The 21,633-nt window shown below is 54.0% G+C and carries 21 protein-coding genes and 2 tRNA genes; 19 read left to right on the forward strand and 4 right to left on the reverse strand.

Features of this window, described 5'->3' with window-relative positions; translation table 11 throughout:
- The first annotated feature begins 362 nt into the window (after positions 1 to 362).
- The 5 genes from HMPREF9141_RS08685 (at position 363) to HMPREF9141_RS08705 (ending at position 3,575) form a co-directional block, all read left to right on the forward strand.
- Positions 363 to 1,604, forward strand: a complete 1,242-nt coding sequence (locus HMPREF9141_RS08685; RefSeq protein ID WP_007368325.1) for a sigma-54 interaction domain-containing protein — start codon at positions 363 to 365, stop codon at positions 1,602 to 1,604.
- A gap of 53 nt (positions 1,605 to 1,657) precedes the next feature.
- A complete protein-coding gene (gene lptE, locus HMPREF9141_RS08690) occupies positions 1,658 to 2,182 on the forward strand; it encodes an LPS assembly lipoprotein LptE (RefSeq protein ID WP_050788047.1) in 525 nt (174 codons plus the stop codon).
- Between the two features lie 46 nt (positions 2,183 to 2,228).
- Positions 2,229 to 2,993 carry a DUF8458 domain-containing protein gene (locus HMPREF9141_RS08695; protein WP_007368327.1) on the forward strand — a complete coding sequence of 255 codons (765 nt, stop codon included), beginning with the start codon at positions 2,229 to 2,231 and terminating at the stop codon, positions 2,991 to 2,993.
- A gap of 9 nt (positions 2,994 to 3,002) precedes the next feature.
- Positions 3,003 to 3,389 carry a preprotein translocase subunit SecG gene (secG, locus tag HMPREF9141_RS08700; protein WP_007368328.1) on the forward strand — a complete coding sequence of 129 codons (387 nt, stop codon included), beginning with the start codon at positions 3,003 to 3,005 and terminating at the stop codon, positions 3,387 to 3,389.
- Between the two features lie 110 nt (positions 3,390 to 3,499).
- Positions 3,500 to 3,575: transfer RNA gene (locus tag HMPREF9141_RS08705), tRNA-His, on the forward strand.
- Positions 3,576 to 3,831: 256 nt separating this feature from the next.
- Here the strand turns inward: HMPREF9141_RS08705 and HMPREF9141_RS08710 are convergent.
- From HMPREF9141_RS08710 to HMPREF9141_RS08720, 3 genes are read right to left on the reverse strand one after another with little or no spacing between them, the layout of a single operon-like run.
- Positions 3,832 to 4,272 (reverse strand): hypothetical protein, encoded by a 441-nt coding sequence (locus tag HMPREF9141_RS08710; protein WP_007368329.1) that lies wholly within the window; start codon positions 4,270 to 4,272, stop codon positions 3,832 to 3,834.
- A complete protein-coding gene (locus tag HMPREF9141_RS08715) occupies positions 4,269 to 5,186 on the reverse strand; it encodes a KilA-N domain-containing protein (protein ID WP_007368330.1) in 918 nt (305 codons plus the stop codon). Before HMPREF9141_RS08715 ends, HMPREF9141_RS08710 begins: the two co-directional genes overlap by 4 nt.
- Positions 5,187 to 5,192: 6 nt before the next feature.
- A complete protein-coding gene (locus HMPREF9141_RS08720; RefSeq protein ID WP_007368331.1) occupies positions 5,193 to 5,435 on the reverse strand; it encodes a helix-turn-helix domain-containing protein in 243 nt (80 codons plus the stop codon).
- 298 nt (positions 5,436 to 5,733) lie between these two features.
- Here HMPREF9141_RS08720 and HMPREF9141_RS13415 point away from each other — a divergent pair, with 298 nt between their 5' ends.
- From HMPREF9141_RS13415 to HMPREF9141_RS08780, 14 genes are all read left to right on the forward strand, one after another.
- Complete coding sequence (locus HMPREF9141_RS13415) at positions 5,734 to 5,913, forward strand: hypothetical protein (protein ID WP_007368332.1); 180 nt, start codon at positions 5,734 to 5,736, stop codon at positions 5,911 to 5,913.
- 50 nt (positions 5,914 to 5,963) lie between these two features.
- A tRNA-OTHER gene (locus HMPREF9141_RS13420) sits at positions 5,964 to 6,048 on the forward strand.
- 335 nt (positions 6,049 to 6,383) lie between these two features.
- A complete protein-coding gene (locus tag HMPREF9141_RS08725; protein WP_007368333.1) occupies positions 6,384 to 7,379 on the forward strand; it encodes an AAA family ATPase in 996 nt (331 codons plus the stop codon).
- Between the two features lie 57 nt (positions 7,380 to 7,436).
- On the forward strand, positions 7,437 to 8,309 hold the full coding sequence (locus HMPREF9141_RS08730; RefSeq protein ID WP_040554739.1) for a DUF58 domain-containing protein: 873 nt from the start codon (positions 7,437 to 7,439) through the stop codon (positions 8,307 to 8,309).
- Positions 8,306 to 9,358 carry a BatD family protein gene (locus HMPREF9141_RS08735; protein ID WP_007368335.1) on the forward strand — a complete coding sequence of 351 codons (1,053 nt, stop codon included), beginning with the start codon at positions 8,306 to 8,308 and terminating at the stop codon, positions 9,356 to 9,358. Before HMPREF9141_RS08730 ends, HMPREF9141_RS08735 begins: the two co-directional genes overlap by 4 nt.
- Before the next feature lie 21 nt (positions 9,359 to 9,379).
- The gene (locus tag HMPREF9141_RS08740; protein ID WP_007368336.1) at positions 9,380 to 10,336 is read left to right on the forward strand and encodes a vWA domain-containing protein; all 957 of its coding nucleotides are present in this window, start codon (positions 9,380 to 9,382) and stop codon (positions 10,334 to 10,336) included.
- Positions 10,337 to 10,398: 62 nt separating this feature from the next.
- Positions 10,399 to 11,391, forward strand: a complete 993-nt coding sequence (locus tag HMPREF9141_RS08745) for a VWA domain-containing protein (protein WP_007368337.1) — start codon at positions 10,399 to 10,401, stop codon at positions 11,389 to 11,391.
- 6 nt (positions 11,392 to 11,397) lie between these two features.
- Positions 11,398 to 12,081: a tetratricopeptide repeat protein gene (locus HMPREF9141_RS08750; RefSeq protein ID WP_007368338.1), complete on the forward strand. Its 684-nt coding sequence runs from the start codon at positions 11,398 to 11,400 to the stop codon at positions 12,079 to 12,081.
- 10 nt (positions 12,082 to 12,091) lie between these two features.
- On the forward strand, positions 12,092 to 14,650 hold the full coding sequence (locus HMPREF9141_RS08755; RefSeq protein WP_007368339.1) for a BatD family protein: 2,559 nt from the start codon (positions 12,092 to 12,094) through the stop codon (positions 14,648 to 14,650).
- Between the two features lie 27 nt (positions 14,651 to 14,677).
- The gene (locus HMPREF9141_RS08760) at positions 14,678 to 15,373 is read left to right on the forward strand and encodes a phosphatase PAP2 family protein (RefSeq protein WP_007368340.1); all 696 of its coding nucleotides are present in this window, start codon (positions 14,678 to 14,680) and stop codon (positions 15,371 to 15,373) included.
- 10 nt (positions 15,374 to 15,383) lie between these two features.
- Entirely contained in the window at positions 15,384 to 16,655 is a 1,272-nt protein-coding gene (locus tag HMPREF9141_RS08765) for an S-adenosylmethionine:tRNA ribosyltransferase-isomerase (RefSeq protein WP_007368341.1), read from the forward strand.
- A 213-nt stretch (positions 16,656 to 16,868) separates the two neighbouring features.
- Complete coding sequence (locus HMPREF9141_RS08770) at positions 16,869 to 18,089, forward strand: DUF2027 domain-containing protein (protein WP_040554740.1); 1,221 nt, start codon at positions 16,869 to 16,871, stop codon at positions 18,087 to 18,089.
- 12 nt (positions 18,090 to 18,101) lie between these two features.
- Entirely contained in the window at positions 18,102 to 20,072 is a 1,971-nt protein-coding gene (locus tag HMPREF9141_RS08775; RefSeq protein ID WP_007368343.1) for an NAD(+) synthase, read from the forward strand.
- Entirely contained in the window at positions 20,069 to 20,593 is a 525-nt protein-coding gene (locus HMPREF9141_RS08780) for a hypothetical protein (protein ID WP_007368344.1), read from the forward strand. Before HMPREF9141_RS08775 ends, HMPREF9141_RS08780 begins: the two co-directional genes overlap by 4 nt.
- Before the next feature lie 384 nt (positions 20,594 to 20,977).
- On the opposite strand, the gene HMPREF9141_RS08785 is transcribed toward HMPREF9141_RS08780, so the two are convergent.
- Positions 20,978 to 21,628: a 5-formyltetrahydrofolate cyclo-ligase gene (locus tag HMPREF9141_RS08785; RefSeq protein ID WP_007368345.1), complete on the reverse strand. Its 651-nt coding sequence runs from the start codon at positions 21,626 to 21,628 to the stop codon at positions 20,978 to 20,980.
- Between the last annotated feature and the right edge of the window lie 5 nt (positions 21,629 to 21,633).

Here is a 21,633-nt window from a genome sequence, read left to right on the forward strand (position 1 = left end):
TCTCCGTTCCTGTGTATGGGACTGGTGTTCCCAACCGGCTGGGAATCCTGTTCCCAAGGTCTGGGAGTCCTGTTCCCAGTGCCTGGGAATCCGGTTCCCGACCCTCCGGCCGTGGCGGCCGGTGCGGTTTCATGTTCCGGGTAGACCGCTTTCGTCTTGTTTTCAAACTTGGCTGGCGGGTCGGGGACTTGTGTTCAAATATTGTTGACCGTATGTAGCTGGACGACCCGGGTTGACCGCTTTCCGACTTACGGTAAAACCTGCCCGGCAGGTTCAAATAGGGCAGGAGAATCGGGGGAAAGTTGTTAAAGTCTGCCAAAATTGCAGTTTTGTCAAATATAATAGGTAATTTTGTCAGTTAAATGAATACAACAGAACTGCAACGAACCAAACAGCGATATAATATTGTCGGCAACAGCGACGGACTGAACCACGCCCTGGATGTCGCCTTGCAGGTGGCGCCCACGGATCTGTCCGTGTTGATCATCGGCGAAAGCGGTGCAGGCAAGGAGATTATCCCCCGTGTCATCCATGACAATTCTCCCCGTCGCCGCGAGAAGTATTTTGCCGTCAACTGCGGCTCCATCCCGGAGGGGACCATCGACAGCGAACTCTTCGGGCACGAGAAAGGCTCCTTCACGGGTGCCATCGGAGAGAGCGAAGGCTACTTCGGCATTGCCAACAAGGGGACAATCTTCCTCGACGAGGTGGGCGAACTGCCCCTGGCGACGCAGGCCCGGCTGCTCCGTGTGCTGGAGACCGGCGAGTATATCCGTGTGGGCGGTCAGGAGATCCGCAAGACGGATGTGCGCATCGTGGCCGCCACCAACGTCAACATGCGCAAGGCCGTCAGTGAGGGGAAGTTCCGTGAGGATCTGTTCTACCGTCTGAATACGATTCCCATCCAGATGCCGCCGCTCCGTGACCGGGGCGAGGACATCATCCTGCTTTTCCGTCTTTTCGCCATGCAGATGGCGGAGAAGTACCGTCTGCCGAAGATTACGCTTACCGGCGAGGCACGCCAGATCATGCTGCAGTACAAGTGGCCGGGCAACGTCCGCCAGCTGAAGAACATCACGGAACAGATGTCCGTCCTCAGTGAGAAGCGGGAGATCGACGCCGAGACATTGCTCCACTTCATCCCGCGCGACCAGGACAGCACGGAGCTGTCAACGGTGCAGCCTGCCGGTACGCATACCTACGAGAGCGAGCGTGAAATCCTCTACAAGATCCTTTATGAGCTGAGAGGGAACGTGAGCGACCTGCGGCGCGACCTCAACAATGTGCGCAAGCAGCTCGAAGAGAGCCGGCAGCTCAATGGGGCGGGCGGATTCCGGTCCGCTCCGCCGACAGTCTCCAATCTCCCCGCCACGGCGGACAGGCCGACCCTCAATCCGCCGGCCGCTATCGGACAGGTAGAGGATGCCGAGGCAGAGGAAATTTCCGAACCGGAGACCTTGAACCTGAACGATATGGGACGGCAGCTGGTGGAGAAGGCTCTGGAACGCAACAACGGCAACCGGAAGAAGGCGGCACAGGAACTCGGCATCAGCGACCGTACGCTCTACCGGCGCATCAGGCAGTACGGATTAGACAAAGATTAAAACGAAGGACTATGAGAGGATTTCCGTATGCCCGCAACATGAAGAGGGCGGGGATGAGGCACGCTGCGGTCCGACCGCTGGCCCGGGGACTGGCAGCCGTCTGCCTGCTGCTGCTGACCGCCTGCGGCGTATCTTACAAATTCAATGGTGCAAGCATCGACTACAATAAGGTACACACGATACAGATTGCCGATTTCCCTATCCGTTCCACTTATGTATGGGGACCGATGGGGCCGATGTTCAACAACCAGCTGAAGGATGTCTTCGCCAACCACACCCGCCTGCAGCAGGTGAAGCGCAATGGAGACATGAAGATCGAGGGGGAGATCACGCAGTATCAGCAGCGGAACAAGAGCGTGTCGAGTGAAGGGTATTCGGCCCAGACGGAACTCTCCATCACGGTCAATGTGCGTTTTACGAACAACACGAATCACAACGAAGACTTCGAGCGGCAGTTTACGGCGACGGCAAGCTATGAGACGAGCCGGAGCCTGAACTCAGTGCAGGAGGAACTCGTCACGCAGATGGTGAAAGACCTTACGGACCAGATATTCAATGCAACCGTCGCCAACTGGTAGTTCTCGCCCTGCCCATCCTCACAGACCATCATCAGCCACCACTTCTATGGATATAGCCTATCTCATCCGTCATCCGGAGAATCTGAACAAGGAGACCCTCTACGGTCTCCGGAGCATGCTTGCGCTCTATCCTTATTACCAGCCGGCGCGCATCCTGCTGCTGCGGAATCTCTTTCTGCTGCACGATTCCACCTTTGATGATGAGCTGCGCCGTGCGGCAGTGTACGTCTCTGACCGGAGTACCCTCTTCCGGCTCGTGGAGGAAGCACATTACCAGCTGGCTCCGCAGCGCACGCAGAAAGGAACGTCCGGAGGGGAGGAGGCTGTGCAGGACAGCGGGAAGGAAGACCGTACCAGTTCGCTCATCGACAACTTCCTCGAACAGATTCCCGAAGAAGAAAAGGAATCGGGAAAAGGCGGTGCTCCCCGCAGGCCGACTCCTGCCGATGCTACGGTAGACTATGTGGCCTATCTGCTGGAGAGCGAAATCGAGCAGCAGAAAGAGGCGGCCCCCCAGCTGAAAGGGCAGGAACTCATAGACGATTTCATCTTCAACGAGGGCGGGAAGATTACCTTACAGGAAGAGACCGAGTACGAACCCGACGAACCCGACGGGGTAGAAGAGGTTGAGAATGAGGATACTGGCTATTTTACGGAGACGCTGGCAAGAATATATATCAAACAAGGCCGTTATGAGAAGGCATTGGAAATAATTAAGCGATTAAATTTGGTTTATCCGAAAAAAAATCGTTACTTTGCAGACCAAATGCGTTTTTTGGAGAAACTGATAATAAACAACAATAAAAAATAAGACAAGAAAATGTACACGTTATTCGTAATCCTTATCGTGATTGCTGCTCTTCTGATGATAGGGGTCGTGCTGATCCAGGAGTCCAAGGGCGGCGGTCTCTCATCGAACTTCTCATCCTCTAATGCCATCATGGGCGTCCGCAAGACCACCGACTTCATTGAGAAGACGACATGGGGTCTGGCCATCGCCATGGTCGTCATCAGTGTAGCCAGTGCTTACGTAGCACCTACCGCAGACACCGATGAGAGCGTGATCGAGAAGGCGGCGACGGAAGGCAGCACGACCAACCCCAACAACCTGCCTAACTTCGGTGCAAGCCAGCAGAAGCAGGCTGCCCCGGCTGCAAAGGGGGATGCCGCACAGGCTCCTGCTGCTCCTGCCGCACCTGCGAAATAACAGATAAATGCAAAAAAGTACGGGAAATATTTGCTTGAAACAAATAAAACCCGTACCTTTGCACTCGCTAAAATGAAACGGCCTTCACGGTCGTGGAAAACAGCCAACACGGTGGATGTAGTTCAGTTGGTTAGAGCGTCAGATTGTGGTTCTGAATGTCGTGGGTTCGAGTCCCACCCTCCACCCTCCGAGAAACAGGCGGAAATCCTTTATGCAAAGGGTTTCCGTCTTTTTTGCTGTATAGCCCTGGGATGAGGCCGGGGTGTATGAGGCGGTACATCCGTGCCCGGAAAATGCCACAAGGATTGAGACGTGCCATTACCCACAAGCTGCAAAAGTAACCTGCGCAAGCGTTATATCTGCAACATGTACCGAATTAATGGTGCTGTATACTACCTGCTCGGACTTTCGGCAGAATGTAGATGAGTAAATGAATAAGGTTTCACTTTCTATGGACTTCTAACACTTTTCCTATATGGTAGGCAATCACCCAAAATGCATACTTATCTGCTCGTATCATTTCAGGGATAAATCTATACCCGTCAATCTCAACGAGAGCCGTATCACGTTCTTTTGCATAGCCTACTGCAAGATATAGTTTCGTGTATGGATACGGCTTGAATGGAAAATGACCGTTATTATAGTCATCTATCCAGTACTTTGATACATTCGGGTCTGTATGCTCTAAATCTCTTACATACCCCTCTGTATCGTTGGTATCTTTAACAGGGTTGCCATTATCGTCCATTACCCGTTGCAAGTATTTATTAGCCGTGATACCCATCTTAATTTCTCTGAGCTCTTCTTTTTTCGTACCAGCTATTATTTGGTCGAAATACACCTGTTTGATAGGCAGATATAAAGTGTCATTTGGTAATTTCATTGTTCCATCCCGTTATGTCGATTAACTATGTCATTGCCATTTAAAAGCTTACCTACATTATTTTCTGGGAACTGTTTGCGAAATTGGCTGTCTATTTCTCTTTTTTTGAGAGTTTCTAATTGTTCTTCCGCAATCTTTAGTAAAGCTCTGAATCTTTCAGAACGTGAGATGCCTTTTTTAATAAATTCCGCATTAATAGTTTCCAAATTAGAGAGAACCAACAATTGAGCTACAGATGCTGTTTCTCGAATATTAAATCTTTTCCTTGCTAATTGTGGATTCTTTGATTCCCATTCCTTTGCTGTACAGCCAAACACAACAACATTCAGCATATCTGCCTCTTGAGCATATACCAAAATTTCTTTTGCTTTTTTATATCCAAGATGCTTTAGTTGTATTTGAATGGCATCTGTGTGTATTGCATAGTTTGCCTTTGAAAGAAACCTCTTCGCATGCCATTGCAATAAGGCGGGGTTACTCTCTTCTTCCTTTAGTCGTTGGTAATCCTTGATGAGGTATAACTTAAACATAGGACTAATAGCTGCACCAAATTCAAATGCAATGTCCTTATGTGCATAAGTTCCCCCATATCTTCCTGACTTGGAATAAATTCCTATAGCACCAGTACTTTCTACCCAATTTGCAACACTCATTGTAAAAGTTGGTAGACCAGCTGATTTTCTAAAGTGGTCAAATTCGACCACTTTAAATTTAGGGTTATAAAGGCTCTCCCATGCCCCAAGAAATTCAATCGTCGCTCTATTGCGTATCCAATTCTTTATTATATCAGCTGCCCTACCATCATCTTCTGACGCTTTCACCATGTCTGTTAGACAGATGAAATCATCACTATTAATACCCTCTACCACAGAAATTTCGGTGGAGAGAACTGTAAGTTTTCTAATTTTACCCATACCTTATTACACTTTTTCGAACTTGATCATTTTCCCACAATGGGGGCAAATGATAGTATTGGGTATGTCTTTTTCATCCGCAAAGAACTCTCCTACGCTACAATTAATAGCATTTGCAATGCGTTCCAATGTGCCAACTGTTGGATTACGGCTCATATTCTGGCTAAGTGTGACCCTTGAAATTCCCATTTTCCTCGCTACATCTTCTATTGTGTAGCCATACCTCTTTATTACTTTTTTTATGTCCATATTATATATTTTGATTATAGACTACCCTGCAAAAATATAAAGAAGAAATGAATAATGCAAATATTTTGGTGTTCTGTTGATTAAAATCAACGTTTTGTCAATTTACGTAATGTCAGGAGCATAAAGAACCCTTGTTTACTAACGGTTATCAGGATCATACATATTTTACACGGTTTACTAGTTTTGCATGATCGTAACCATCGCATTTACATTGTGATTAATAAACAAATAGCAACAACATTTAGAAACACTATGAGAGAGGTAATATTAAGATGAGTGTTACGCTAAGTTAAGCAATGTGCAAGGTAAACTATTTGGCTATGACAAAGAGTTTGAAGAAAAGGTCGGGTGTGCCTGTGCGGCATTCAACGAAGCTATCATGCGAATTATGGCAGATAGCATTGATACTACAGGCACAGAAAGCCAATATAAGGTGATTGAACAACAACCGAGTGATCGGTTAACTCACAAAAGATAAAAGATATAGAAGAAAAGAAACCAATATCTTTGCAAAGTATAACCGCCTTAGTGGTATTCAAGTGGTAGAGAAGAAATTTTAAAGGGCATCAACTTCGGGTTCTGAATGTCGTGGGTTCGAGTCCCACCCTCCACCCTCCGAGAAACAGGCGGAAATCCTTTATGCAAAGGGTTTCCGTCTTTTTTGCTGTATAGCCCTGGGATGAGGCCGGGGTGTATGAGGCGGTACATCCGTGCCCGTATTTTCCGACGGTTCTCACTGACGGTCGGCCGGGAAAATTCTGTACCATGACGTTGGAACATGGAGGGGCGGATTCCCTTGGTCAGGACAACCTGTTTTGTAATCGTTAATCTCTCACACGTCCTATTTTAATATAATTTAGACACTATTATTCGCTCCGTCCGCTTTTATGTTGTACTTTTGCCTCTCATTGAAACAGAAATAAACAGTACCGTATAATTCGTAAGATAATGGCAGAATCCATTGACATCAGAGCGTTGAATGAACGTATTGAACGCCAGAGTTCCTTTGTGACAAACCTTACGACAGGAATGAACCGGGTGATCGTCGGACAGAGGCACCTGGTTGACTCGCTGCTCATCTCACTGCTCAGCGACGGGCACATCCTGCTCGAGGGTGTCCCCGGTCTGGCGAAGACACTTGCCATCAAGACGCTCTCGCAGCTGATCGACGCACACTACAGCCGCATTCAGTTTACACCGGACCTGCTGCCGGCAGACGTCGTCGGCACGCAGATCTATTCGCAGAAGGATGAGTCGTTCCACGTGAAGAAAGGCCCCGTGTTCGCCAACTTCGTCCTTGCCGACGAGATCAACCGTGCCCCCGCCAAGGTCCAGAGCGCATTGCTGGAAGCCATGCAGGAGCACCAGGTGACGATCGGCGACACCACTTTCAACCTGCCGGATCCGTTCCTTGTCATGGCGACACAGAACCCGATCGAACAGGAAGGCACGTACATGCTGCCCGAGGCGCAGGTAGACCGTTTCATGCTGAAGGTCGTCATCGGCTATCCTACACTGGAGGAAGAGAAACTCGTCATCCGTGAGAATCTCCAGGAGGCGATGCCTGAAGTCCTGCCGGTCATCGGTGCGGATGAGATCCTTGCGGCGCGCCGGGTGGTGAAAGACGTATATATCGACGACAAGATCATGCAGTATATCGCTGACATCGTCTTCGCCACGCGCTACCCTGAACGCTATCAGCTGCCGGAACTGACGCAGATGATTACTTTCGGCGGGAGTCCCCGTGCCAGCATCAACCTTGCCAAGGCAAGCCGTGCCTACGCTTTCATAAAGCATCGCGGCTATGTCGTTCCGGAAGACGTGCGCGCCGTCGCACACGACGTTCTCCGTCACAGAATCGGACTGTCATACGAGGCGGAGGCCGCTGACCTTACGACCGAGAAGATCATCAGTGAGGTTATCAACAAGGTGCAGGTGCCGTAGTCTCCGACCGGAGAAAGAGAACGTCAGGCATGTAAAAAGAGGTTATCATCATTGTATATGGATACGACTGAATTGCTGAAAAAGGTCCGTAAGATCGAAATCAAGGCATTGGGACTGAGCCAGAACATCTTTGCGGGGCAGTATCACTCTGCCTTCAAGGGGCGCGGCATGGCCTTCTCGGAGGTGCGCGAGTATCAGTACGGCGATGATGTGCGGGATATTGACTGGAATGTCACGGGGCGTTTCCACCGGCCTTACGTCAAGGTCTTCGAGGAGGAACGGGAGCTGACGGTGATGCTGCTGATAGATGTCAGCGGTTCGCTCGACTTCGGTACCACCGGCCAGCTGAAGCGGGAATGTGCCACGGAGATCGCCGCGACGCTGGCTTTCTCGGCTATCCAGAACAACGACAAGATAGGGATTATCTTCTTCTCCGACCATGTCGAGAAGTATATTGCCCCGAAGAAAGGACGGAAGCACATCCTTTATCTTATCCGTGAGATGCTCACCTTCACGCCTGAAAGCAGGAAGACGGATGTCGGCACCGGTCTGGAATGCCTCAACAAGGTGATGAAGCGGCGCTGCACGGCCTTTGTCATCAGCGACTTCTATACCCGAAAGGATTTCAGCCAGGAACTCCGTATAGCCAGCAAGAAGCATGATGTCGTGGCGATTCAGGTGTACGACCCCCGGGCGAAGGAGATGCCTGACGTGGGACTGATGAAGGTCGTGGATGCCGAGACGGGGCATGAGATGTATATTGACACGCATGACATCCGCCTGCGGAGAAAGCACAATGCGTATTGGGAGGAAAGGGAGCAGCGGCTTCATGAGACCTTGTTCCAGAGCCGTGTGGACAGCATGGCCGTGGCAACGGATGATGATTACGTGAAGATGCTGATGACACTGTTTGAAAAGAGAAGCCGATGAGGAAATATATAGTCATAATCACGTTGCTCGCCCTGACGGCGGTCTGTCAGGCGCAGACCGGTGTCAAGGCAAGTCTCGATACGGCCCGGATACTGATCGGCGGGCAGGCACACCTCGTCATTGAGGCGGATGCACCCCGGGGGGCGAAAGTGTTTTTTCCGAACTACACCCGCACGAAGCCCGTCGCCCCCGGCATAGAGATTCTGAAAGGCAGCAGCAGCACAGCCGAGCGGTCGGGGCACCAGCTTGTAAGACGTATCTATACGCTGACGGCATGGGAGGCGAAACGATACACGATTCCGGCACAGGAGATTGTCGTGAACGGGAAGGCGGACAGGACCCGGCCCCTTGTACTGGAAGTCCGCACCATTCCTGTTGATACGGTACGGAACACGCCGATGCCGCCCGATGACATCCAGCAGGTTCCTTTCTCATGGGGCGAATGGCTGCCGGTGATGCTGCTGGGCGCATTGGCACTTGTCCTGCTGGGCGTGGCGTTCTGTCTTTACAGGATTCTCCGTAACAGGAAGATCGGTCGGACACGGCAGAAGCACCAGCGTATATTGTCCCCCTATGAAAAAGCAAGGCTGGAACTGGAGGAGATACGGGCCAGGAAACGTATGTATGCCGAGCAGAAGGCATACTATACGGATGTGACGCTTGCCCTCAGAACCTATCTGGCGCAGCGTTTCGGAATCAATGCGCTGGAAATGACTTCCGGCGATATACTGGAGAGTCTGGACGGGCAGTGCAGCGAGGCGGATGTCGCCGGGTTGCGGGAGGTGTTCGACACGGCCGACCTCGTGAAGTTTGCCAAATACTCGACGGGGGAGAATGAAATGGACTTCTATCTGGACAGTGTCGTCCGGTTCATCGAAAGGACAAAGAAGGAAGAGATCCCAGCGGCCGTTACAGGCGCAGACGGCGGGGAGGAGGCAAGGGACAGCCGTTCCCGCAAGGTGCTCAGACTGGCGATAGGACTGCTCGTTGCCGCCTCTGTGGCTTTGCTCCTCTACACCGCTTCTGAAGCCTATGCACTACTGATGTGATATTAAAAAGAGAATGTAGAAATGGAATTTGCCAATAGTGGATACCTCCTTTTACTGCTTTTGCTGATACCGTACCTGTTATGGTATTTCCTCCGTGGTAAAGGGAAAGAACCGACGATGCGGCTGAGCGACACTTTCGCTTATCAGCATGCTCCCAGAAGCTGGAGGGTGAGGATGATCCACCTCCCTATGGTGCTGTGGTGCATGGTCTATGCGCTGACCGTCATTGTTCTGGCACGCCCGCAGACCTATGACGCATGGGATGACAAGGAGACGGAAGGCATCGATATTATGCTGACGATGGATGTGTCGGCAAGCATGTTGACGGATGACGTGTACCCGAACCGCATGGCCGTCGCCAAGGAAGTGGCCTCCGAGTTCATCAGCAGCCGTCCCAACGACAACATCGGGCTGACGATTTTCGCCGGTGAGGCGTTCACCCAATGTCCTATGACACTTGACCATGCGGCTCTTCTGAATCTTCTCCATAACGTCCGTCCAGACCTCGTCACAAGCGGTCTGATGAAAGACGGGACCGCCATCGGCATGGGACTGGCAAATGCTGTCAGCCGTCTGCAGGATTCGAAAGCCAAGAGCAAGATCGTCATTCTGCTGACCGACGGCAGCAACAACGTCGGTTCTATATCGCCGATGACCGCCGCCGCCATAGCAAAGAAGTTCGGCATCAGGGTCTACACGATCGGCTTCGGCAGGGAGACGGGAGAAGAGATCGGAGCCATCGACTACAGGGCGCTGCAGAACATCGCCGTATCGACAAACGGCGAGTTCTACCGGGCGCAGAGCCAGGCGGAGCTGTCGAGAATCTATCAGGATATAGACAAACTCGAGAAGACGAAGATGAACATGAAGTCTTACAGCCGCCTGCACGAGGCTTACATACCTTTTGCCTGGCTGGCGCTGATTGTCTTCTGTCTGGAACTGCTGCTCCGGTGGACCGTATTCAGGCGGCTGCCGTGAGGCTCTCTGCCTGTCTGTCCCGAATCGCATTCGTGTACCTGTCTAACAAGATTGATTGAAGCATGTTTAGATTTGACAATCCCATATATCTGTGGCTGTTGCTGCTGGTCCCGTTGTCAGCAGTCATCTACTTGTATTCTGTGCGTAAATACGGGCGGAGAATAAGGAGATTCGGCAACCCGGCACTTATACGCCAGCTTTCTCCGATGAAAAGCCTGAGGAGGATGTGGATCAAATTCATACTGTCCGAAGGGATCCTGCTGCTGCTCGTACTGATTATCGCCCGTCCGCAGATCGGCAGCAAACTCGCCACCAACAAGCATCGGGAAGGGATAGAGACGATCATCGCACTGGACATCAGCAACTCCATGCTTGCCGAAGACGTGGCACCCTCTCGTCTGGAAAAGAGCAAACTGCTGGTGGAGAACCTGATGAGCAGATTCAGCGAAGACAAGATCGGACTGATTGTCTTTGCAGGTGAGGCTTTCGTGCAGCTTCCGATAACAAGCGACTATGTGTCCGCCAAGATGTTCCTGGACAACATCAACCCTTCGTTGATCGGCACACAGGGGACAGACATCGGAAAGGCGCTCCAGCTTGCCGCCAACAGTTTTACGCCGAACTCGAAAGCGGGCAAGGCAATCATCCTGATTACAGACGGTGAAGACAATGAGGGCGGTGCAGAGGCGATGGCGAAACAGGCACGGAGCAAAGGCATCAAGGTCTTCATCCTGGGAATCGGCTCCAGGCAGGGAGCTGTCATCCCGATGCCTGACGGAAGTGAGCTGAAGACATCGGACGGTGAACCCGTGAAGACGCATCTCAATGAAGAGATGTGCAGGCAGATAGCCGCAGCCGGACAGGGGGTATATGTCCATGTAGACAACAGCAACGTGGCGGACGCCGTCCTCGGAAGAGAACTCGGCAAACTGCAGAAAGGGGAGATCAACAACGTGGTTTACAGCGATTTCGACGAGCAGTTCCAGGCTCTGGCGCTCCTTGCCGTCATTCTGCTCATGGTTGATGTTCTGGTACTTGAAAGAAAGAAAAGTTGAAAAGTAATGGCAAGACGACTTTATTTCATAATCTATCTGCTGATGGTACTTGTCTCGGCCAAGGGACAGACTGCCAGCCAGCTTACAAGGGAAGGCAACAGACTTTTCTCCTCGAAGCGCTATGCGCAGGCGGAAGTACTTTACCGGAAGGCTGTCGACAAAGATCCCGGCAATGCAATTGCCGGCTACAATCTGGGCAGAAGCCTGCAGGCGCAGAAGAAGAATGATGAAGCCCGGAAACAGTATGAGAAGGCGGCACGGCTGGAGAAGGATCCCGTCCGTCAGGCGAGCAGCTATAACAATCTCGGAACTGTCTTTCAGGGAGAGAAAGAGTATGCCAAGGCCATAGAAGCCTACAAGAACGCTTTGCGGCGTAATCCTCATCACAGGAATGCGCGTTACAACCTTGAACTGTGTCAACGCCAGCAGCGACGGCAGCAGAAGCAGAAGCAGTCCTCCGGCGGCGGGAAGAACAAATCCGACAAGAAGAAAGACAAGCAGCAGAACAAGAATCAAAAGCAGCAGAACAAGAATCAGAAGAACAACCGCCAGCAGGATGATCAGAGTATGAGCAAGGACAATGCCGAGCAGTTGCTCAATGCTGCCAGACAGCAGGAAAAGGAAACGCAGGAACGGTTGTCCAAGGCAATGCGGCAGCCTTCTGACAGAAAACTCGAAAAGAACTGGTAATATTGAAGATATGAAACGATATATATTTTTGTTTCTCGTATTGTTGAGTGTCTGCACCATGCAGGCGCAGCGTGTACGGGTGACGGCACCCAAACACGTGGCGGTGGGCGAGGAATTTCAGGTTGAATATACCGTATATACGCAGGACATCCATCGGTTCCAGCTGGGGAAGTTGTCGGGCGGCCTTGAGAAAGTTTACGGCCCGGCGACCTCCTCCCAATCCAACTTCCAGTTCATCGACGGCCATGCGAGCAGCTCGTCTTCTGTCTCGTTCACCTATGTCTTCGTGGCGACAAGGAAAGGAATGCTGAGCATCGGGCCTGCCCGCATCAACGTAAACGGACAGGAGCTGGCCTCAACCCCTGTGAGGGTCAGCGCATCCGGCAGTGCGAATGTATCGAGAGCGGCATCCGGCGGCGGCTATTATGACCCGCAGGACGACCCACGGTCGCCGGCCACCACCATCTCGTCCAAAGACCTGTTCATCAAGGTGAGTGCCAACAAGACCACCGTCTACGAGCAGGAACCGGTATTGCTTACCTATAAGGTCTATACGACGAAGAATCTCCGACAGCTGATGGGCAAGATGCCGGACCTGGCCGGCTTCCTCGTACAGGAAGTGGACCTGCCCCAGCAGAAGACCTTTCATCGGGAGCGTGTCGGAAACCGGGTCTATAACTGTGTCACCTGGAGTGAATACGTCATGTATCCGCAGATGACCGGGACTTTGAAGGTCCCTTCCCTGACTTTCCATGGCATCATCCAGGAGTCCAACGGCTTCAATCCGTTTGAAGCATTCGGCATTGACGGCGGGACGACGAACATCAAGAAGAACATCGTCGCCCCGGGACTGTCTGTCAAAGTGCTTCCGTTGCCAGCCCGGCCTGCCGACTTCTCCGGCGGCGTCGGTCATTTCAACCTCTCCGCCCAGCTCAACAAGAAGGAGGTGAAGGCTGGCGACCCGGTGACCATCCGTGTGGTGGTCAGCGGAACGGGCAACCTGAAGCTGATCAGACAGCCGGTTATCCAGCTCCCCAAGGGCTTTGAAGCGTACGATGTCAAGACAACCGACAAGACGCAGCTGACCACAAAAGGGGCGGAGGGCAACATGATTTACGATCAGGTCGTCGTACCCCGTCAGGAAGGAGTCGTCTCCATTCCTCCCGTAAAACTGTGCTACTACGACCTGGCGCAGAAGAGATACGTCACGCTCCAGACCGCTCCCATGGACCTGAAGGTGGCAAGAGGCGACGGTACTGCCAAGGACATCCTGTCTGTCGACCTGCCCAACGAAGACATATTGCCTCTGAAGACAGGCGATAGCTCGCTCGACAAGGTCGGCAACCTCTTCTTCGGTTCGGCAGTCTATTATGTCCTCCTCATCCTGCTGCTGGGCACGGGCGGCATCCTTTCTTTCTGCTACCGTGACCGTTTCGCCCACCGTGTGGACATGGTGCTGAAGCGCGGGAAGAATGCCAACCGCATCGCTTCCGGCCGTCTGCACGAAGCCGAGCTGCTGATGTTGAAGAACAAGAACCTTGAGTTCTACGACGAAGTGCTGCAGACCCTGTGGGGGTATGCCGCCGATAAACTGAACCTGCCGGTTGAACAGCTGTCACGTGACAACATCAGCGGACAGCTCGACAAGATCAGCGTATCGAAGGAGGTCATCGGCAATTACATTGCAGCCATTGACGAATGTGAGTTCGAACGGTATGCTCCAGGCGATGAGAAAGGAAATATGAAACGGACACTTGGCACGGCCATGAAGGCGATCGCCGACATGGAAGAGGCGATCAAAGGAACGAATCCCCCCGCAAGGAAGAAGCATCTCTGCTTCCTTCTTGTCTGTCTGTCGGTCTGCTCCCTGCAGCTCTCTGCACAGACAAAGGCCGATGTCGACAAGATGTATCAGAAAGGCAATTACCAGCAGGCGGTCAGAGGCTATGAGAAGCTGCTGAAGCAAGGTGAATCGGCCGCCCTGTATTACAATCTCGGCAACAGCTATTACCGGCTTGACAACATCCCCCATGCCGTCCTGTCCTATGAGCGGGCACAGCTCCTCGCCCCCAGCGACGAGGATATCCGCTTCAATCTCCAGCTGGCACAGTCGAAGACGATCGACAACCTGACCCCGGAGTCGGAGATGTTCTTCGTCACGTGGTACAAGGCGCTGGTCAATTTCCTGAGCGTGGACTGCTGGGCTTTCCTGAGCCTTGCCTGTCTGTTCCTGTCGCTCGCCGCCCTTGTCGTTTACCTTTTCGTCGAGTCGGATAGCTTCCGCAAGGCGGCAAAGGCGGCGGTGCCCGTCTTCTTCTTCCTGTTCCTGCTGGATACTTTCTTTGCCGTCCAGCAGGTATATCTGCTGGATTCGGACGACCATGGCATCATCATGTCGTCCTCCGCCGTTGTGAGGAAGACCCCCGACCAGCAATCGGCTGAAGCCTTCATCCTGCATGAGGGCTCCAAGGTCAGGATCATCGACCACAGCATGAGCCAGTGGACGGAGATCCAGCTGAGCGACGGCCGGCAGGGATGGGTCAGAACCCGACATATAGAGGCGATTTAACACACATTTCCACAGGAGACCCGGACGATGGATTTAGACGCTCTGCAAGAACTGGACAAAACGGTGCTGCTCGCTTTCAATGGAAGCGGCAACCTCTTCATGGACTATTTTGTGCTCACGCTGACATCCGCCTACACATGGATAGCCTTCTATGTGTCCCTGCTCTATCTGGTCGTCAAGAACAATGAGAACTGGCTCAAGATCGTACTCGTCATCGGCGCGGTAGCATTGGGGCTGATGATCGTCGACGGCGCCAATCTTGCTTTCGTCAAGCCCTTCGTTGCCCGGCTCCGGCCTCTGGAAGCCCCCGGCCTGCAAGGACTTGTCGTTCCGGCGGAGCACTACCGGGCGGAGGGTTACAGTTTCTTCTCCTCCCATGCGGCCAACGCCTTTGTCGTGGCGGTATTCTTCGCCCTGCTGGTACGCGACCGCTTCTTCACCGCCATCCTGGTTGCATGGAGCACCGTCGTCTCGCTCACGCGGCTTTATCTCGGCGTACACTATCCCTCCGATGTCCTCACCGGCATGTTGTCCGGTTCGGCCGTCGCCGTGTTCGTCTACGGTCTGTACCGCCGCCTCTATATCCGGTGCAGCGACAAGCTGCACTATATATCCACCAAGTACACGCGGACAGGTTACAGTTTCGCCGATGTTGACGCCGTCCTCTGCATCCTCCTGCTGACATTCATCTATGCGGCTTTCCGTGCCGTCTTATCCATATAAACAGAAAATCATGGCTGAAGATACAAAGCATATCTGCATTTCCGATTACAGTTATCCGCTTCCCGACAGTCGTATCGCCAAGTTCCCGCTGGCCGAGCGCGACCACAGCAAACTCCTGCTTTACAGGCATGGAGAGGTGTCGGAAGATACATTCTACCGTCTTCCGGAATATCTGCCGGAAGGGGCGCTGATGGTGTTCAACAACACGAAGGTCATCCAGGCGCGCATGCACTTCCGCAAGGAGACGGGGGCCCTCATCGAGGTGTTCCTCATGGAGCCGGCCCGGCCTACCGACTACGAACTGATGTTCCAGACGAACCATGCGTGTGCATGGCTCTGCATGGTCGGCAACCTCAAGAAATGGAAGGAGGGGTCGCTGAAGCGTGTGTTTGAGATCAAGGGACACAGGCTGACGCTCACGGCGGCCATGGACCGCAGCAGGGAACAGGAACTGGCAGGCGGCACCCATCACTGGATCAGCTTCGAGTGGGACAATACGAACGTGTCGTTTGCCGAAATCCTCGAAGCGGTGGGCGAACTGCCCATCCCGCCCTATCTCAACCGCGCCACCGAGGAGAGTGACAAGGAAACTTACCAGACGGTCTACTCCAAGGTCAAAGGCTCTGTGGCCGCACCGACGGCAGGGCTGCATTTCACGGACAAGGTGCTGAAATCCTTGGACGGACACGGAATCGACCGGGAGGAACTGACGCTCCACGTGGGGGCCGGCACTTTCAAGCCGGTGAAGAGCCGTGAGATCGAAGGACACAGCATGCATACAGAGTTTGTCGTCGTCCGCCGGCAGACCTTGGAAAAGCTCCTGAAGCACGGCTGCTGTGCCATTGCCGTAGGGACGACGAGTGTCCGCACGCTGGAAAGCCTCTATTACATGGGTGTCAAGCTCGTGTCAGATCCTGATGCGGCCGAGAAAGATCTCCATGTCGACCAATGGGAACCTTACGACCTGCCGCATAATGCGGAGGGACTGGTGGAAGTGGACGGCAGGGCGGTGACCGTAGAAGATGCCGTCAGGCAGCTGCTCGCCTATCTGGACAGAGACGGCCTGGACGTGCTGCATTCAAGCACACAGATCATCATAGCCCCGGGATATGACTACAAGATTGTGAAGATCCTTGTGACCAATTTCCATCAGCCGCAATCCACGCTGCTGCTCCTGGTCAGTGCCTTCGTGAAAGGCGACTGGCGCAAGATCTACGATTATGCGCTCAGCCACGAATTCCGCTTCCTGAGCTACGGCGACTCGTCCCTGCTGATTCCGTGACACCGCCGGGACGAAGATTCCCAACCGGTCGGGAACACGCGTACCGGACGTTGGGAACGCGGGTACCGGCCGTTGGGAACAATACTCCCGGCCGTGGGTGACAGGGATGCGGACCGGCCGGGCGCAGCCTTCTGGACAGCCGGCTCCGTACCGGCAGGTATGGCTTGCAGAACCGGTCGTACCGCCCATTTAATTTCAAACAACAGTAAAGACATGAAAATAGGAGACAAAGTCAGATTTCTGAGTGATACCGGCGGTGGCGTCATCGCAGGTTTCAAAGGCCGGCTCGTACTGGTCGAAGACGAAGACGGATTCCAGATACCGACACCTGCCAGTGAGGTTGTCGTGGTGGAAGACACCGCAGCCGATCGTGCCAGATTGCGTATCGACCAGCAGCAGCGCAGGATAGAGAAAGGTGAGGACAGACGCAGCATCAGGCAGCGTCTTGCCGCCGCAGACACGGATGAAGAAGGGACGGAAGAGAACTGGCGTGAGGCAGATGCCGATGCGCAGCCTGACGACGCCCCCTCCATCAACTTTGTGGCTCCGGTGAAAGAACGGGCGGGGGGCGACGGACTGTCGGTCTATCTGGCCTTCATGCCTGCTGATGTAAAGAACCTCTCGACCACCCGCTTCCAGTCGTATCTCGTCAACGATTCCAACTATTACATCCACTTCGCCTACGCCGTGAAGGATGAGGAGCAGTGGAACCTCAAGAGGGCAGGCGAACTGGAACCGAACATGAAACTGCTTGTCGAGGACTTTACGCTTGCCGACCTCAACGGCATGCTGCACGGCTGCATCCAGTTCCATGCTTACAAGAAGGACAGGCCCTTCACGCTCAAGCCGGCCTGCGACATCCAGGTAAACATAGATGCAGTGAAGTTCTACAAACTCAACACCTTCCGTGAGAGCGTGTTCTTCGAGCAGCCGGCGCTGGTCTATACGCTGGTAGAGAAAGACAGACCCGGCGGCCATCCGATGCTCGAACCGCTGACAAGCAGGCCGGAGGACGAGGCGGCGGCGAAGCTGAAGGGCGGCAGTCCTGCTCCGAGCCGTATTGCCAGAGAGGCGTTTGAGAAGAAGAAGGGAGAACTTTCCCTGCGTTACGGCGGAGAAGGCAGGAAGCCGGCGAAGCAGGTGCTCAATGCCGACAAGATAGTCATCGACCTCCATGCCGGCCAGTTGCTGGAAACGACGGCGGGCATGTCGGCGGCCGACATTCTGGACTATCAGCTGGAGGTGTTCCGCCGGACCCTTGAGCAGTACAAGTCGCAGCCGGGCATGAAACTCATCTTCATCCACGGGAAAGGGGAAGGCGTATTGCGCCATGCCATCATCCACGAGCTGAACTACAGATACAAGCGTTATCCTTATCAGGACGCATCCTTCCGCGAATACGGCTATGGAGCCACACAGGTAACAATCAGATAAAACAACGGTCTTATGAAGTACGGTCTTATAAAGGTCGCGGCAGCCATTCCCGCAGTGAAGGTCGCCGACACGAAGTTCAATCTCGCCGAGACGGAGAAGCAGATAGCGATCGCCGAAGGGAAAGGCGTGGAGGTCATTGTCTTCCCCGAGCTGTCGCTGACAGGCTATTCCTGTCAGGATCTCTTCCATCAGCAGCTGTTGCTGGACAATGCCGAGCAGGCGGTCCTGTCCCTCCTCGACTTCACCCGGCAGCTGGACATCACTGCCATCGTCGGTGCGCCGGTCGCCGTCGGGCCGTTGCTCCTGAACTGTGCGCTGGTCATCCAGCAGGGCAGGCTGCTGGGCATCGTTGCCAAGACGTTCCTCCCGAATTACAGCGAGTTCTACGAGAAGCGGTGGTTTGCCTCTTCACAGGACCTGCGCCCACAGCGCATCCACTTTGCCGGTCACCGCATCCTCGTCACTCCTGACATGCAGATTTTCCGTACGGCACAGGGGGCGAAGTTCGCCATCGAGATCTGCGAAGACGTGTGGGCGCCGACACCGCCCAGCAATCATCTCGCACTGGCTGGTGCGGAAATCATCTTCAACCTCTCTGCCAGCGACGAGCTCATTGGCAAGCATGCCTACCTGAAGTCGCTCCTTGCCCAGCAGAGTGCGCGTACCATCAGCGGTTACGTTTACAGCAGCTGCGGTTTCGGCGAGAGCACGCAGGATGTCGTCTACGGTGGCAATGCCCTGATCTTCGAGAACGGGTCGCTGCTGGAGCAGTCTGACCGTTTCCGGCTCGATGCACAGCTGATCATCTCCGAGATCGACGTGGAACGGTTGCGCAGCGAACGCCGCACGAACAGTACCTTCGTCAATGCGCAGCGTCCCGTGGCAGCCGGGCTGGCTGGCATCACAGGGCAGGCGGGAGAGCTGGGGATGCGGGTGGACTGTCTGCCGCCGGCCAATCCCATGCGTGAGTTCACGCTCACACGCCGCTTTACGCCCCATCCGTTCATTCCCGGCACGGAGAACATGAAAGACGTCTGCGAGGAGATCTTCAACATCCAGGTCAGCGGACTGGCTAAAAGACTGGTCCATACGAACTGCCGGACGGTCATCATCGGCATCAGCGGCGGTCTGGACTCCACGCTCGCCCTGCTCGTTGCCGTCAGGACTTTCGACAAGCTGGGACTTGACCGCAAGGGAATCGTGGGAGTCACCATGCCGGGATTCGGTACGACCGACCGTACCTATCGCAACGCCATGACGCTCATGGAGAACCTCGGCATCACGATACGTGAAGTCAATATCGCCGCTTCTGTATTGCAGCATTTCAAGGACATCGGACATGATGCTGCCGTGCATGACGTGACGTATGAGAATGCACAGGCCCGTGAGCGTACGCAGATCCTGATGGATCTGAGCAATCAGCTGGGCGGACTTGTCATCGGTACAGGCGACCTCAGCGAACTGGCTTTGGGCTGGTGTACTTACAACGGCGACCACATGAGCATGTATGCCGTGAACGTGAGTGTGCCGAAAACGCTCACACAGTATCTTGTCCGTTACGTGGCGGAGAACAGTGTGGACGAGACTTCCCGAAGGACGCTGAACGATATTGTCGATACGCCGATCTCGCCGGAACTGACACCGGCCGACGACAAAGGCGACATCGCCCAGAAGACGGAAGACCTCGTCGGCCCCTATGAACTGCACGACTTCTTCCTCTACTATGTCCTCCGCTGCGGTTTCCGTCCGTCGAAGATTTACTGGCTGGCGCAGAATACCTTCCAGGGTGTCTATGCCGACGGGGTGATCCTGCATTGGCTGCGCATCTTCTTCCGCCGTTTCTTCTCCCAGCAGTTCAAGCGGTCCTGTCTGCCCGACGGGCCGAAGGTGGGCAGTGTGAGCCTTTCTCCGCGCGGCGACTGGCGGATGCCGTCGGATGCCATGTCGACCGACTGGCTCAATGAGTTGGAAGGACTGTCATGAGACGGCGGCTCCTTTCCTTCGCCCTCTTGCTGATGATTCCTCTGTGCATGCCCGCACAGGGGAACATTCCTTTGCTCCGGATGCCGGTCATCGACCTGCTGCAATACCAGGTGCAGAAAGGAAAGCGGAGCGTCGCACCTTACCTCTTCAGCCAATACGGTCTCCGGCAGATTCAGACGGAACTGGTTGTCAAAGCTGCTGACACACGCCGGCTCTGGGGCTGGCACGTCGCCCCCGACACGGATTTCGCCCCTGCCAGACAACCGCTTTACCGCCTCTTTGCAAAGAAGGATAACAGCAGTCTCGCCGTGATCGACGACAGGACAGGGGCGTTGCAGATCGTCTTCTGGGACAAGGCTTACTATCGTATCTTCACACAGGAGCTGACGGCGCACGGCTATCAGCTCCAGCATGTCCAGCCGGCGCGGAATGTTCTCCGTTTCCAGCGTGAGGGAGTCTCCCTGACGGTGGATATAACCATCTGGTCAGACCTGTATGTCGTTGAACTGCGCAACCGGTAGGTAGCATGTACGGCACGCCATGCCGGGCGTACAGGGGCAAGAAGACCCGAAGCCGCTTATACACCGTCTTTGTATTTTCTCTGTCAGGCGGCACCTGCATATCGGCTAAGGCTCCGCCTTTCTGTCGTTAGGTCTGTTCGTACGCCTTCGGCAGGTTGCCGTGGCAGTCCCGCATGGGTTGACAGGACCGGTAGAAGCCGTCAGGAGAAGACCTGTGTTAAAGGCCGAGGCGAATGAAAGACAGCAGAGAGAAGCGTTCCGCAGGGGGGCTTTTTCCCCGGGATAGATAAGGTAAGGCGACGGATTCCTAAAAAAATGTGTCAGACAGGCAATCTTCAGGACTTGATTGCCTGTCTGACACATTCTTATTATCAGTACTTATTGTCAGTAAATCACTTCATCCACCAGCTGGTCATGTTCATCTGTCGGGATGGAAGGAAGAGCCTGGAACGGAAAGCAGATACCGAGTTTGTAAGCATTGGTGAGGAGGGGAAGGAAGCGGTCGTAATATCCTTTCCCACGGCCGAGGCGGTGGCGTCCGGCATCGAACGCCATCCCTGGAATCAATGCGAAAGTGATGGAAGGGAAGTCCGTAAAGGCCTCGCCGACAGGTTCGAGAATGCCATAGGAACTTTCCCTGAAAGAAGCGGGAGAGGTGTAATGGCGTATCTCCATCTCTGTATCGCTGATGACTACCGGGAGCAGTACCTTCTTTCCCTCGGCATGAAGGCGGCGGATGAGGGTGTGGGTATAGACCTCATCGGGCAGAGAATTGTAGAGCAGTACGGTTCCGGCCGCCCGCAGACGGGGGTGAGCCAGGACGCGCCGGACGAGGGAGGCCGACTGGCCGACCAGTTCCTCGTTTGTAAACTGCTTCTTGAGAGAGCGGACATAACGGCGGAGTTCCTGCTTGGAGACCTGCTCCAGCCCCTCTCTCGGGGAGAGAGGCGTGCCTGTCCGGAGCCGATCAGGCGGAAGTGGAGCGTCAGACGGCGTGCCGGATGCCGGTGGACTTGATTCAGCTGGATGTTTCATGACTT

The sequence above is a fragment of the Prevotella multiformis DSM 16608 genome (assembly GCF_000191065.1).
Lineage (GTDB): Bacteria > Bacteroidota > Bacteroidia > Bacteroidales > Bacteroidaceae > Prevotella > Prevotella multiformis.